Origin of the sequence: Vannielia litorea, assembly GCF_900142295.1 — a bacterium.
GTDB classification, from domain to species: domain Bacteria; phylum Pseudomonadota; class Alphaproteobacteria; order Rhodobacterales; family Rhodobacteraceae; genus Vannielia; species Vannielia litorea.
The window spans coordinates 1,052,358-1,065,857 of record NZ_FSRL01000001.1 but is presented as its reverse complement, the minus strand read 5'-3'; the positions used below and the strand labels follow the sequence as shown (position 1 = coordinate 1,065,857).

Annotated in this window: 13 protein-coding genes; 7 read left to right on the top strand and 6 right to left on the bottom strand. The window is 67.4% G+C overall.

Annotated elements, in window-relative coordinates; genetic code table 11:
- Nucleotides 1–56 precede the first annotated feature (56 nt).
- Entirely contained in the window at nt 57–836 is a 780-nt protein-coding gene (locus BUR94_RS05360; RefSeq protein ID WP_074255200.1) for a gamma-glutamyl-gamma-aminobutyrate hydrolase family protein, read from the bottom strand.
- A gap of 606 nt (nt 837–1,442) precedes the next feature.
- On the opposite strand from BUR94_RS05360, the gene BUR94_RS05355 reads away from it, so the two are divergent.
- Nucleotides 1,443–1,997 carry a hypothetical protein gene (locus BUR94_RS05355; protein ID WP_074255199.1) on the top strand — a complete coding sequence of 185 codons (555 nt, stop codon included), beginning with the start codon at nt 1,443–1,445 and terminating at the stop codon, nt 1,995–1,997.
- Nucleotides 1,998–2,069: 72 nt separating this feature from the next.
- Here the strand turns inward: BUR94_RS05355 and BUR94_RS05350 are convergent, their stop codons facing one another.
- Together BUR94_RS05350 and BUR94_RS05345 are read right to left on the bottom strand one after the other, a co-directional pair.
- Nucleotides 2,070–4,247 carry a malate synthase G gene (locus BUR94_RS05350; protein WP_074255198.1) on the bottom strand — a complete coding sequence of 726 codons (2,178 nt, stop codon included), beginning with the start codon at nt 4,245–4,247 and terminating at the stop codon, nt 2,070–2,072.
- Nucleotides 4,248–4,369: 122 nt separating this feature from the next.
- The gene (locus tag BUR94_RS05345; protein ID WP_074255197.1) at nt 4,370–4,558 is read right to left on the bottom strand and encodes a hypothetical protein; all 189 of its coding nucleotides are present in this window, start codon (nt 4,556–4,558) and stop codon (nt 4,370–4,372) included.
- Nucleotides 4,559–4,702: 144 nt separating this feature from the next.
- Here BUR94_RS05345 and pepN point away from each other — a divergent pair, with 144 nt between their 5' ends.
- The gene (gene pepN / locus BUR94_RS05340; RefSeq protein ID WP_074255196.1) at nt 4,703–7,252 is read left to right on the top strand and encodes an aminopeptidase N; all 2,550 of its coding nucleotides are present in this window, start codon (nt 4,703–4,705) and stop codon (nt 7,250–7,252) included.
- Here pepN and BUR94_RS05335 read toward each other — a convergent pair.
- Nucleotides 7,249–7,977: a lytic transglycosylase domain-containing protein gene (locus BUR94_RS05335; RefSeq protein ID WP_074255195.1), complete on the bottom strand. Its 729-nt coding sequence runs from the start codon at nt 7,975–7,977 to the stop codon at nt 7,249–7,251. The genes pepN and BUR94_RS05335 overlap by 4 nt on opposite strands.
- Nucleotides 7,978–8,179: 202 nt before the next feature.
- Between BUR94_RS05335 and gatB the strand changes: the two genes are divergently transcribed.
- Together gatB and BUR94_RS05325 are read left to right on the top strand one after the other, a co-directional pair.
- Nucleotides 8,180–9,691, top strand: coding sequence for an Asp-tRNA(Asn)/Glu-tRNA(Gln) amidotransferase subunit GatB (gene gatB, locus BUR94_RS05330; RefSeq protein ID WP_074255194.1), 1,512 nt, complete (start codon nt 8,180–8,182; stop codon nt 9,689–9,691).
- Nucleotides 9,692–9,827: 136 nt separating this feature from the next.
- A complete protein-coding gene (locus BUR94_RS05325) occupies nt 9,828–10,310 on the top strand; it encodes a DUF4177 domain-containing protein (RefSeq protein ID WP_074255193.1) in 483 nt (160 codons plus the stop codon).
- A 94-nt stretch (nt 10,311–10,404) separates the two neighbouring features.
- Here the strand turns inward: BUR94_RS05325 and BUR94_RS05320 are convergent, their stop codons facing one another.
- The gene (locus tag BUR94_RS05320) at nt 10,405–10,650 is read right to left on the bottom strand and encodes a BolA family protein (RefSeq protein WP_074255192.1); all 246 of its coding nucleotides are present in this window, start codon (nt 10,648–10,650) and stop codon (nt 10,405–10,407) included.
- A gap of 91 nt (nt 10,651–10,741) precedes the next feature.
- Here BUR94_RS05320 and BUR94_RS05315 point away from each other — a divergent pair, with 91 nt between their 5' ends.
- A complete protein-coding gene (locus BUR94_RS05315; RefSeq protein ID WP_074255191.1) occupies nt 10,742–11,368 on the top strand; it encodes a J domain-containing protein in 627 nt (208 codons plus the stop codon).
- Between the two features lie 25 nt (nt 11,369–11,393).
- On the opposite strand, the gene BUR94_RS05310 is transcribed toward BUR94_RS05315, so the two are convergent.
- Nucleotides 11,394–11,897, bottom strand: a complete 504-nt coding sequence (locus BUR94_RS05310) for a hypothetical protein (RefSeq protein WP_074255190.1) — start codon at nt 11,895–11,897, stop codon at nt 11,394–11,396.
- A 288-nt stretch (nt 11,898–12,185) separates the two neighbouring features.
- On the opposite strand from BUR94_RS05310, the gene cobS reads away from it, so the two are divergent.
- Entirely contained in the window at nt 12,186–13,157 is a 972-nt protein-coding gene (gene cobS / locus BUR94_RS05305) for a cobaltochelatase subunit CobS (protein ID WP_074255189.1), read from the top strand.
- Nucleotides 13,154–13,426: a hypothetical protein gene (locus tag BUR94_RS05300; RefSeq protein ID WP_074255188.1), complete on the top strand. Its 273-nt coding sequence runs from the start codon at nt 13,154–13,156 to the stop codon at nt 13,424–13,426. Before cobS ends, BUR94_RS05300 begins: the two co-directional genes overlap by 4 nt.
- Nucleotides 13,427–13,500 lie beyond the last annotated feature (74 nt).

Genomic DNA, 13,500 nt, shown 5'->3' with positions numbered 1-13,500 from the left:
CGGGCATGATAGTCACACGCCGGATCGCAATGTCCAGCCCGTGCCGCGCGGGCTCGTCAGCCCACGCTCTTCAGGCCGGGGCGCCTGTCGCGCGCGTTCCACGCCCGCACCGCGCCGCCGAAAGCCTCGAAGAGCGGGCGGCTCACCGGGTCTTCCGCCGCGTTGTACTCCGGGTGCCACTGCACCGAAAGCGTGAACCCCGGCGCATCGCGCACCACGATCGCCTCGGGCGTGCCATCGGGCGCGGTGCCCTCGATATGGATGCGCGGCCCGGGGTTCTTGATCCCCTGCCCGTGCAGCGTGTTGGTCAACACCTCGGTCGCGCCGAAGACCTTGTGAAACTGTCCGCCCTCCTCGAGCCGCACCACGTGGCGCAGGGCAAACTTCTCCTCCAGCGTGCCATCGGGCGGCATCCGGTGGTTCATCCGGCCCGGCAGCTCGCGGATCTCGGGATGCAGCGTGCTGCCCATCGCCACGGCCACCTCCTGGAACCCCCGGCAGATGCCCAGAAAGGGCTGCCCCCGCTCCACGCAGGCGCGGATCAGCGGCAGGGCGATCGCATCGCGCGCCCGGTCAAAGGCACCATGGGCCGCCGTCTCCGGCTCGCCGTATTCCTCGGGGTGCACGTTGGGGCGCCCGCCGGGCAACACGAAGCCGTCGCAGAGCTCCAGCAACTCCGGCACGCTCACGAAGCGCGGATCCGCCGGAATGAGCACGGGCATCGCGCCGGTGACCTGCGCCACCGCATCCGAGTTCATCGTCCCGCCCGCATGGGCCGGATACTGATCGTTCAGAAGGTGCGAATTGCAAATGATGCCGACGATGGGACGTGTCATGTGCGCGATCCTGCCATATGCCTCGCCCGGATTATAGCTTTGCACGCCCGCAGCTTAAAGCCGACTGTGGATTGCACAAACGCACACCGCCTCCGCACCCGGCTGCACGCCGGCGCAGCGCGTCCTGCCTCGGGGCCGGGCCCGGAGTGTAACATTGACACCCTCGCAGCGACAAAAACGTGAGCCCGCCCGCACCCTGACCTCACGCGCAGGTCATCGCCCTGAAACACCCGCACACACGGCGCCGTGATCGGGTGTGAGCCCGCCCCCGCCGCCGGGGCGCGGGCCTGACACAGGGTCAACCGGCCCGGCCACCGTGTCACAGGACATCTCGCCGGTTTTCTCAACCGCCCGCCTGCATGGAAAGCGCGCCGCCTCCGGCAAGCCCCGCTCCGGTTTTCGTGATGCGCGAAACTGCACAGGAGGGGCGGCAGGTTTCGGCGTTTTTCCAACCGCTTGGATGGCCCATTTCTCCACCACGACCGGCGACACACAGCGCTCTCGGGATGACAGCGCCACGCCGGACCAGACAGAAACCGCCCTCCGGGGCACATGACCACAAAGCCCGAACGGGCACTGCGCATGACACACAAAGGAGACAAGATCATGACCTTCGCCAAAACCTCCATCCTCGCCCTCGCCGCCTTCGCCATCACCGCCCCGGCCTTCGCCGACACGGCCTCCCTGGCCCGCTCGGTGGGTGTCGAGCCCGGCGTCTACTCGGTCGACCAGCTGATCCAGCTGAAAGGCCTCGACGACGGCGACAACGCCGCCCGCCAGTTCATCCTCGACAACCCCGAGGGCAACGGCGCCGATGTGTCGTCCAAGTCGGTGATCGGTTCGGGCACCGACAAGCTGGCCGCCTCGGTCGGCGTCGAGCCCGGCGTCTACTCGACCGCCCAGCTGATCGAGCTCAAGAGCCTCGATGACGGCGACAATGCAGCCCGCCAGTTCATCCTCGACAACCCCGCAGCCGGCGGTGGCGACGTGGCCTCCCGGTCCGACATCGGCACCTCGGGCGGCAACGACACCCTGGCGGCCTCCGTCGGCGTGGAGCCCGGCCTCTACTCGACCGCGCAGCTGATTGAACTGGCCAGCCTCGAAGACGGCGACCTCGCCCGCCGCGCCTTCATCCTCGAAAACCCGGCCTTCGGCAGCTGAGCCCCGGCCTGATTTCCTCCCCGGAGAGGCGCACGGACCGCAAGGCCCGTGCGCCTTTTTCCTTGCCTCCGGTCAGCCGCGGGCCTTGGCCTCGATCCGGCGCGCCTGAAGGATGTTCTGGGTATAGCCCGAAGGCTCGTCGCGCCCCTTGAACACAAGGTCGCAAGCCGCCTGGAAGGCCACGCCGTCAAAGCCCGGCGCCATCGGCCTGTAGGCCGGATCGCCCGCGTTCTGCTGGTCCACCTGAGCCGCCATCTTCTTCAGCGCTTCCATCACCTGATCCTGGCTGACCACGTCATGCAGCAGCCAGTTGGCCAGCGCCTGTGCGGAAATGCGCAGGGTCGCGCGGTCTTCCATGAGCGGCACGTCATGCACATCGGGCACCTTCGAGCAGCCCACGCCCTGATCCACCCAGCGCACCACGTAGCCCAGAAGGCTCTGGCAGTTGTTCTCCAGCTCGGTCCGAATTTCGTCGCCGGGCAGCTCGCCCTCCTGCAACGGAATGGTCAGAAGCTCCTCGAGCGAGTGCCGCACCTCGCCCTTGCTCTCCTCGCCGATCTCGTAGAGCCGGGCAAAGACATCGGTCTCGTGGTAATGCGTGGCGTGGAGCACGGCGGCGGTGGGCGACGGCACCCAGGCGGTGGTGCCGCCCATCATCAGGTGGCCCTTCTTCTGCTCCAGCATCCCCGCCATGTCATCGGTCATGGCCCACATGCCCTTGCCGATCTGCGCCCGGCCCTTCAGCCCGCACTGCAGGGCGATGTCCACGTTGCGGTCCTCGTAGGCGCCGAGCCATGCGGCAGCCTTCATCCGGCCCTTCGGCACCATCGGCCCGGCCTCGATCGAGGTGTGAATCTCGTCGCCCGTGCGATCGAGGAAGCCGGTGTTGATGAAGGCCAGCCGCTTCTCGGCGGCCTTGATGCAGGCCTTGAGGTTGGCCGAGGTGCGGCGCTCCTCGTCCATGATCCCGATCTTGATGGTGTTGGCGCGCAGTCCGAGGATCAGCTCGACCACCTCGAAGGTCTTGCAGACAAACTCCACCTCCTCCGGCCCGTGCATCTTGGGCTTCACGATGTAGATCGACCCCTTGGGCGAGTTGCGCGGGCGCTCCTTGTTTTCGCCGCCCATGATGTCATGCAGGGCGCAGAGCGGCGTGATGAAGGCATCGAGCAGCCCCTCCGGCACCCGGTTGCCCGCCTCGTCCAGCACCGCGTCGGTGTACATCAGCAGGTCCACGTTGCGCACCAGCATCAGTGCGCGGCCCTTGAGCAGCGCAGGCCGGCCAGCCTTGCTCTCGAAGCCCAGGTCGGGGTTCAGCTCGCGGACATAGGCGTTCTCTCCCGAGCCCACCTGCGCCGTCAGGTCGCCCTTCATCAGCCCCAGCCAGTTGCGATAGGCCAGCACCTTGTCCTCGGCATCCACCACGGCCACCGAGTCCTCCATGTCCATGATCGTGGAGACGGCGGCCTCGAGGAAGATATCGGCAATCCCCGCCGGGTCGGTCTTGCCGATCGGGTCGGCGCGGTCGATGAACATCACGATGTGCAACCCGTTGGCACGGAAATACACATCGGTGATCTTGCCCTTCTCGTCGCGGTTGCAACCGGCATACTGGTTGGGGTCCGCAAGCTCGGTCGAGTGCTTGCCGGCGATCACCATCAGCTTGCCCTGCCCGCCCGGCGCCATCGAGCTGACCTCGGCCCACGAGCCCTTCTTCAGCGGCAGCACCTTGTCGAGATGGGCCTTGGCCCAGGCCACCACCTGCTTGCCGCGCTCGGGGTCGAACTCCCCCTTGGGTGGCATCGACCCCAGCGCATTGGTGCCATAGAGCGCATCATAAAGAGAGCCCCAGCGCGCATTGGCGGCATTCAGGGCAAAGCGGGCATTGGTGATCGGCACCACCAGCTGCGGCCCGCAGACAGATGAAATCTCGGGGTCGATCCCCTCGGGCTCGACCGACACATCCTCCGGCTCCTCGACCAGGTAGCCGATTTCCCGCAGCATCGCGGTGTAGGCCTCCATGTCGGGCACGCCACGGTTGGCCACGTGCCAGGCGTCGATCTTGCCCTGCAACTCCTCGCGCTTGGCCAGCAACTCGGCATTGCGCGGGCCAAAGACCTTGATCAGCTTGGCGACATTTTCCCAGACCAGCTCGGGCTCCACGCCGGTCCCGGGCAGAACCTCGTTCTCGACGAAGGCGGCCAGGCCCGCATCCCACTGCAGCCCGGCTTTCTCGATGCGGTCGGTCATGTAATTGTCCCTGTTCTCAAATCTGCGGCTCTCGGGGCCGCGACAAACAGCCTAGGCCAAATGCGAAGGTGTCGCAATCTGGCCCGGGCCGGATTCGAACAGGGGGCGCCGCGGGCGGGGTGTCAGTCCCCCGCGGGGGCGATCACGCCACCCTCGGGCGTCGCATCGCGCGGCGTGTTGCCTTCGTCGGCAGCCCAGAGGAGCCAGGCGGCAATCGCCAGCACACCCACGCCCACCGCAAGGGCAATGCCCAACAGCGGGCCGGAATGTCTCTTGGTCTGTTTCTCGATGTTGGTGTCGGGGGCCGACATGGCATCTCCTCTCTGGTTGCGAAACTGGTGCCTCCTTGGAGGCACCCTGGAGCTCGGGTTTGACCGGTTGCTGAGCCCGCTTCAGGGGCATAACGTCCGGCAAGCCATTTGGTTCAATTCTCCAACGCGCCCCCGAGGAGCCCCATGAAAGACGCCGCCCCCCAGCCCGTTCGCCCCGTCCGCCTTGCCGAGTACACGCCCTTCCCCTTCGTGGTCGAACATGTCGAGCTGTGGTTCACCCTCGCGGGGGCCGAGACCCGCGTGCGCTCGCGCATCCGCTTCGCGCCCAACCCGGCGGCCGAGCCCGCCCGCGAGATCTTCCTGCACGGCAAGGCGCTCGCGCTGCAATGGGCCCGGATCGACGGCGCCGATGTGCAGCCCGAGACAACGCCCAAGGGCCTCACCTGCCCGGTGCCCTCCGGCCCCTTTACCTGGGAGGCCGAAGTGCAGATCGACCCCACCACCAACACCTCGCTCGACGGGCTCTACACGTCGGGCGGCATGTATTGCACCCAATGCGAGGCCGAGGGCTTCCGCAAGATCACCTACTACCCCGACCGGCCCGACGTGATGGCCCCCTTCCGGGTCCACATCGACAGCGACATGCCGGTCAAGCTCTCCAACGGCAACCCGCTGGGCGATGGCACCTGGGACGACCCCTGGCCCAAGCCCGCCTACCTCTTCGCCCTCGTCGCGGGCGACCTGCGGGCCTTCTCCAGCGATTTCACCACCCTGTCGGGCCGCCATGTCGACCTCAACATCTGGGTCCGCCCCGGCGACGAGCCCCGCGCCGAATACGCGATGGATGCCCTGATCCGCTCGATGAAATGGGACGAGGAGACCTATGGCCGCGAGTATGACCTCGACGTGTTCAACATCGTCGCCGTCGACGACTTCAACATGGGCGCGATGGAGAACAAGGGCCTCAACATCTTCAACTCCAAGTACGTCCTGGCCTCGCCCGACACCGCGACCGACAGCGACTACGACCTGATCGAAGGCATCATCGCCCACGAGTACTTCCACAACTGGACCGGCAACCGCATCACCTGCCGCGACTGGTTCCAGCTCTGCCTCAAGGAGGGGCTGACGGTGTTCCGCGACCAGCAGTTCAGTTCCGACATGCGCGGCGCGGCGGTCAAGCGGATCACCGAGGTCATGCAGCTCCGCGCCCGCCAGTTCCGCGAGGACCAGGGCCCGCTCGCCCACCCCGTCCGCCCCGAGGAATACATCGAGATCAACAACTTCTACACCGCCACCGTCTACGAGAAGGGCGCCGAGGTCATCCACATGCTCAAGCATCTCGTGGGCGACGACGGATACAGCAAGGCGCTCGACCTCTACTTCGACCGGCACGACGGCGACGCCGCCACCATCGAGGACTGGCTCAAGGTCTTCGAGGATGCCACGGGCCGCGACCTCACCCAGTTCTCGCGCTGGTACTCCCAGGCCGGCACCCCGCGCCTCAGCCTGACGGAGCGATTCAACGACGGCACCCTCACCCTTGATTTCAAACAGGAAACCCGGCCAACCCCCGGCCAGCCCACCAAGCTGCCGCAGGTCATCCCCATCGCCGTGGGCCTCATCGGCCCCAACGGCGACGAGGTGCTGCCCACCACCGTTCTGGAGATGAGCGAGGCAGAGCAGAGCTTTGAATTCACGGGGCTTTCCGCAAGACCCGTCGCCTCTGTCCTGCGCGGCTTCTCGGCCCCCGTGGTGCTCGACCGCCCGCTCGACAACGCCACCCGCGCCTTCCTCCTCGCGCATGACACCGACCCCTTCAACCGCTGGGAGGCAGGCCGCGTGCTGGGCAAGGAGGTGCTCACCCGGATGATCACCGAAGGCGCGGCCCCCGCGCCCGACCTGCTCACCGGCCTGCACCGCCTCGTCGCCGACGCCAGCCTCGAGCCCGCCTACCGCGCCCTCATGCTGGGCCTGCCGTCGGAGGACGACCTCGCGCAAACGCTCTTCGACAGCGGCCACGTCCCTGATCCCGCGGCGATCCACGCCGCGCGGGAACGGCTGCTCGACGCGATGGCCGCCGAGATGGAGCCCACCCTCGCCCGCCTCTACGACGAGATGGAAACGCCCGCGCCCTACTCGCCCGACGCGGAGGCCGCCGGCAAACGCGCGCTCCGCAGCGCCTGCCTTGCGCTGCTCTCCCGCCGCGACGGCTGCGCGCGGGCCCAGGCCCTCTTCGCCGCCGCCGACAACATGACCGAGGAGATGGCCGCCCTCGCCACCCTCGTGCGCCACGACCAGGGCGCCGAGGCGGTGCAGGCCTTCTACGACAAGTGGCGCCACGACCGGCTGGTGATGGACAAGTGGTTCATGCTCCAGGTCGTGCACGCCCGGCACGAAATCATGGCCGAAACCGCCGCCGCCCTCACCGCGCACCCCGATTTCGACTGGAAGAACCCCAACCGCTTCCGCTCCGTGCTGGGCGGGATGCAGGCCAACCCGGCGGGGTTTCACCGCGCCGATGGCGCGGCCTACCGGCTCTACGCCGACTGGCTCATCAAGCTCGATCCGGTGAACCCGCAAACCACCGCCCGCATGTCCACCGCCTTCGAGACCTGGGCGCGCTACGATGCCGACCGGCAGGCGATGATGCGCGAGCAGCTCGAGCGCATCGCCGCGCTCGAGGGCCTGTCGGAGAACACCGGAGAGATGGTGGGCCGGATTCTCGGCTAGCCGCGCGTCGGCCGCGCCTTGGGCCGCACGCTCGAGAGTGGCCGGCAGTAGCTCTGCACGCGGGTGTAGGCGGCAATGTCGGCGCGCTTGGCACGGTAAACCATCGGCCCCCAGTCCGCTGCCACGCCGCCGCGCCCGTTGGCGCCCACCACCCCGTCGCGGCGCACCGTCTTCGACATGATCCGCACGGCGCAGCTCAGGTTCGTCGGCCCGTGCAGCAGCGCCGCCGCCGTTCCGGCCCGGCAGCCGTAAAGCCGCGCCGTCGAGGGGGTGATCTGCAAGAGCCCGTGCCAGCGCCCACCGCCGCCCACCGCACGCGGGCGATAGGTGCTCTCGTGCTTGGCCAGCGCCGAGAGGAAGCCCACCCAGAATTCCGCCCGTTTTTCAAGTGGCTGGCTGGCATAGCTCGGGCAGAATTGCGCGATGTCGCGGGGCACGAACTCCAGCAGCGGGCGGCCATGGGCCTTGAGCGCCGAGATCGCGGCCCGGGTCCAGATCGTGCTGCCCGGCACGTTCTCCCAGCGGGTGCGCGGAAGCGTCACCGGCCGCGCCTTGGGGCGCAGCCGCGTGACCTGCGGCTCGGCGGGCGTCAGCCCCGGCGGCAGCTCGCCGCCCATCGCCGTGATCCGCGCCACCGGACGCAGCGCGGAGACCTCCGCCGAGGCCTGCTCCGTCAGCAGCAGCAATGCGACCAGGGCCGCAGATATCGGCAGAATACCCCCCATGAGCGGCAAACTGTGCGGATTTGCAAAGGTTTAGCAAGTGGTCCTGAAGTCGTATCCCGGCCGATTGGTGCCGGTCCGGCAACAATCCGCGGGTCTGCGCACCATTCCCTTGCGAGAGCTCGCCAATCTGCCCCGCATCCCCTGCCTTGCCCCCTTCCGCCCAAGGGCCTAGAAGGGCCTCAAACAGCTTCAAGGGACCGCCATGCTCGACCTCTCCACCACCTCCCCCAAGCCCAAGGTGATCTCCGGCGCCACCGGCGACTGGGAGCTTGTGATCGGGATGGAGGTGCACGCGCAGGTCAGCTCCAGCGCCAAGCTCTTCTCCGGGGCCTCCACCCGCTTCGGCGCCGAGCCCAATGCCAACGTCGCCTTCGTGGATGCCGGCATGCCCGGCATGCTGCCCGTCATCAACGAAGGCTGCGTGGCGCTGGCGGTGAAAACCGGCCTCGGCCTGAAGGCGCAGATCAACCTCAACTCCGCCTTCGATCGCAAGAACTACTTCTACCCCGACCTGCCGCAGGGCTACCAGATCAGCCAGCTCTACCACCCCATCGTGGGCGAGGGCGAGGTGATCGTCGAGATGGGCGAGGGCGTGGCCCGCCGCGTGCGCATCGAGCGCATCCATCTCGAGCAGGACGCCGGCAAGTCGATTCACGACATGGACCCGCACATGTCCTTCGTCGACCTCAACCGCACCGGCGTGGCGCTTATGGAGATCGTCTCGCGCCCCGACATCCGCGGCCCCGAGGAGGCGGCCGCCTATATCGCCAAGCTGCGCCAGATCCTGCGCTACCTCGGCACCTGCGACGGCAACATGCAGAACGGCAACCTGCGGGCGGATGTGAACGTGAGCGTCTGCCGCCCCGGTCAATACGAGAAATATCAGGAAACGCAGGATTTCTCGCACCTCGGCACCCGCTGCGAGATCAAGAACATGAACTCCATGCGCTTCATCCAGCAGGCCATCGACCACGAGGCCCGGCGCCAGATCGCCATTCTCGAGGACGGCGGCAAGATCGACCAGGAGACCCGGCTCTACGACCCCGACAAGGGCGAGACCCGCTCGATGCGCTCCAAGGAAGAGGCCCACGACTACCGCTATTTCCCCGACCCCGACCTGCTGCCGCTCGAGATCGAGCAGGGCTGGGTCGATGACATCGCGGCCTCCCTGCCCGAGCTGCCCGACGCCAAGAAGGCCCGCTTCATGGGTGATTTCGGCCTCAGCGACTACGACGCGAGCGTGCTGACCGCCGAGGTGGAGGCCGCCGATTTCTTCGAGGAGGCCGCCGCGGGCCGCGACGGCAAGCTGGCCGCCAACTGGATCATCAACGAGCTCTACGGCCGGCTGAAGAAGGATGAGAAGGAGCTCGCCGAGAGCCCCGTCTCCCCCGCCCAGATCGGCCAGATCATCGACCTCATCAAGTCCGACGCCATCTCCGGCAAGATCGCCAAGGATGTCTTCGAGATCTGCTACACCACCGGCCGAGCGCCCCAGGAGATCGTCGAGACCGAGGGCATGAAACAGGTCACCGACACCGGCGCCATCGAGGCCGCCGTGGACGAGGTGATCGCGGCCAACCCCGACCAGGTCGAAAAGGCCAAGGCCAATCCCAAGCTGGCGGGCTGGTTCGTCGGCCAGGTGATGAAGGCCACCGGCGGCAAGGCCAACCCCAAGGCGGTGAACGATCTGGTCGCCGCCAAGCTCGGGCTCTGAGCCGTCCGGGCTCGGGCAAAACCGCCACAGCCCCGTTGAATTGACTGGGCTTTCGCGGCGGCCTTTGGACTCACCGCATCACCCGCGCTAGGGTGGTGCTCGCTGCTTGAACATGTCTGCAAACCGGGGGGCAGAAATGCCGCGTTACGAATATCGTGTGGTGCCGGCGCCTGAGCGCGGCAAGAAGGCCAAGGGTGCCAAGAGCACCGCGGGCCGCTTTGCCTTTGCGCTCGAAGAGCTGATGAACGAGATGGGCGCCGCCGGCTGGGAATATCAGCGCACCGATACCCTGCCCTGCCAGGAGCGGGTCGGCCTCACCGGGCGCCAGACCACCTTCCAGCACATGCTGGTGTTCCGCCGCGAGCTGGCCGAGGAGGCCGTGACCGACACCGAGGTCACCGCCCTGCTGGCCGCGCCCCGCCCCGAGCCGGCCCCCGAGAGCAAGCCCGCCGCCGTCGCCATCCCCGAGCGTCCCGCCGAGAAGCGCGATGCCGTCGCCGCGGCCCGCGACGTGGCCGCCGCCCTCTCCGCCCGTGCGCGGGAGGGCAAGGCCCCGGCCCTCGGCCCGGCCACCCCGGGCGAAAAGCCCGCACGCAAGGCGGATGTGGCCGCCGAGTAGGGCCCCCGCAGGCCACGCAGATCAGGCTCGCCCCTCGAGGGCCGGTTTCCTGTTTCAAGGCGGCGCCACGTTGGCAGGGCCGCCCGCCCGCGCCTCACACCTCGATCGCCAGCGCGTGGATCCTCGGAAACAGGTCCGCCACCGCCGCGTTCACCGCCCGGTGCTTGGCCACCCGGCTCTTGCCCTCCAGCGCCGCCGCCACCATTCGCACCCTGAAATGTGACCCGTCCGGCGAATATCCGCCGTGCCCGCGGTGCTGCTCGCTCTCGTCCAGCACCTCAAGGCTCACAGGCGCAAAGGCCTCCCGCAAACGGGTCTCAATCTCCAATGCAAGCGTCATTTTTTGCGCAGCCCCCTTCTCACTCGGCGCGAAAAGACTAAACTTCATGGTCCGAGTCGAGAGGCAATGCCAAACACGTGGGGCAGCAGGCATGAACAAGAACGATCCGTTTGGTTTCGATATGTCCGTTTCATCGGACAAGAAGAAGCGCCAGCGCGGCCGTCGTGGCATGTCGGGCGCCTTCGAAACCTCGCAGCGCGTCTGCGAGCATCCCGGCTGCGACCAGCCCGGCCAGTATCGCGCGCCCAAGAACCCCGACACGCTGGACGACTACTACTGGTTCTGCCGCGACCACGTGCGCGAGTACAATCTCAAGTGGAATTTCTTCAACGGCGCGACCGAAGAGGAGATGGAGGCCCAGATCGACAGCGACAGGGTCTGGAACCGCGACACCAAGCCCTTCCGCCGCTCCGCCGAAGAGAAGGCCTGGGCCCGGCTCGGCGTGGACGACCCGCACCAGGTGCTGGGCGAGAACGCCACCCAGAACCCCGGCAAGGCCGCTACCGGCACCCGCCGCCTGCCGCCCACCGAGCGCCGCGCGCTGGAGATCCTCGAAGCCAAGGACAACATGTCCAAGGCCGAGATTCGCCGGAGCTACAAGGCCCTGATCAAGGTGCTCCACCCCGACATGAACGGCGGGGACCGCAGCCAGGAAGAGCAGCTCGCCGAGGTGGTCTGGGCCTGGGATCAGATCAAGGTCAGCCGCAGCTTCAAGTGAGGCCGGGTGCGGCCCCGCGCGGGCCTCACCCCTTGGGCGTGCAGCGCCGGATCATCCGGTCAAGGCTGCCCGTCACGCCGCGCGCGGTGAACTCGTAGCGCGTGCCGAAGGGGTCGATCACGGTGAACTTGCCGTTGGGGTCGGCCTTCTCCAGCGCAACCAGGTAGTCGAGCACCGCCTTGGCCTCCTCGACCTTCTCGATCTGGAGGTAGAACTGCGGCGAGGGAAACAGGTTCTTCATCAAGAACTCGCGCCCGCCGACGTCGAGCCGCGCCACGCCGCCCGGCGGCACCCGGCGCGGGGCGATGAACTCCGGAAAGATCCCGCGCCCGTCGCGCGCGTCATAGAGCGAGAACTGGCTGCGCCCACCCCGGCCCGTGCCGCAGGTGCCATCCACGCAGCTCACCACCTGGCAGGCCGCATAGCTCGAGCCAACACCGCGCTGGGTATAGAACAACCAGGCGCCGAGACTGTCGATCAGCGTGAACTCGGCCCTCGCGGGCCGCATCGACGTGAGCGTGATGGCCATTGCAATCAGGCACACCAAGACCGTCGACCGGGAAACAACTCCTGAAAAAGGCATTTTATGTTCTGACCTGTGGCAGCAAACACCGCCCAGCGTAACCGCAAGCCAAACCCCTGTCACGGGTCGGTTTTGCCAACACACCGTTAACGGTGCTTTTTCGCCGGTCCCGCGCCGCGCCCTCCCGCTCTTGCACCTGCCCGCGATATGTTGCACCACCCCACTGATGGATCACGCGCCCTGCCCCCGGCTCCATCCCGAGGGGTCCGGCGCAAGCGGCGAAGGCAGACGGCGATGAGCGAGCAAGTGATGAAACCCACCGAGGAGATTTCGGTCCGCGAGGCCTTCGGGATCGACAGCGACATGGTGGTGAAGGGCTTTGCCGAGGCAACCGACCGGGTGCCCGAGATCGACAGCACCTACAAGTTCGACCCCGACACCACGCTCGCCATCCTCGCCGGGTTCTCCCACAATCGCCGCGTCATGATCCAGGGCTACCACGGCACCGGCAAGTCGACCCATATCGAGCAGGTCGCCGCTCGGCTCAGCTGGCCCTGCGTGCGCGTCAACCTCGACAGCCACATCTCCCGGATCGACCTGATCGGCAAGGATGCCATCAAGCTGCGCGACGGCAAGCAGGTGACCGAGTTCCACGAGGGCATCCTGCCCTGGGCGCTGCGCAACCCGGTTGCGATCGTCTTCGACGAATACGATGCCGGCCGGGCCGATGTGATGTTCGTCATCCAGCGCGTGCTGGAGCATGACGGCAAGCTCACCCTGCTCGACCAGAACGAGATCATCACGCCGCACAAGAGCTTCCGCCTCTTCGCCACCTCCAACACCGTGGGCCTGGGCGACACCACCGGCCTCTACCACGGCACCCAGCAGATCAACCAGGCGCAGATGGACCGCTGGAACCTCGTGGCCACCCTGAACTACCTCAGCCACGACGCCGAAACCGCGATCGTGCTGTCGAAGTCGCCGCATTACAACACCGAGAAGGGCCGCAAGCAGATCTCCCAGATGGTCACCGTGGCCGACCTCACTCGCACCGCCTTCATGAACGGCGATCTCTCCACCGTCATGTCGCCCCGCACGGTCATCAACTGGGCGCAGAACGCCGAGATCTTCCGCAACATCGGCTATGCCTTCCGGCTGACCTTCCTCAACAAGTGCGACGAGCTCGAACGCCAGACCGTGGCCGAGTTCTACCAGCGCTGCTTCGACGAGGAACTGCCGGAGAGCGCCGTGTCGATGGCGGTATGAGGGCTGCCGTCCTCGCCCTTCTGCTGAGCGCCGCGCCCGCCTGGGCCCAGGCGCCGACCCCGCAGCAGATGGTTGCGGCCTGCATCTCGCTGACCGAGGCCGCGCTCCGGGGCGCCGAAGGCTCCCGCCGGGCCGCGCTGGAGGCCGACCTCGACCTGATGCGCAAGGCGCTGCGCGGGCTTGAGACCCTCGGCCCCACCGCGGGCGAGGCGCTGCCCCCCGGCCAGAGCCTGCCCACCCGCCTCTCCGAGTGCACCGACGCCGCCTGACTCACGCGCGGCTTACCCCGAATTAACCCTTCTGCCGCACACTGCCCGCCAAGGGCAGGCCCCTGCGCGCCTCG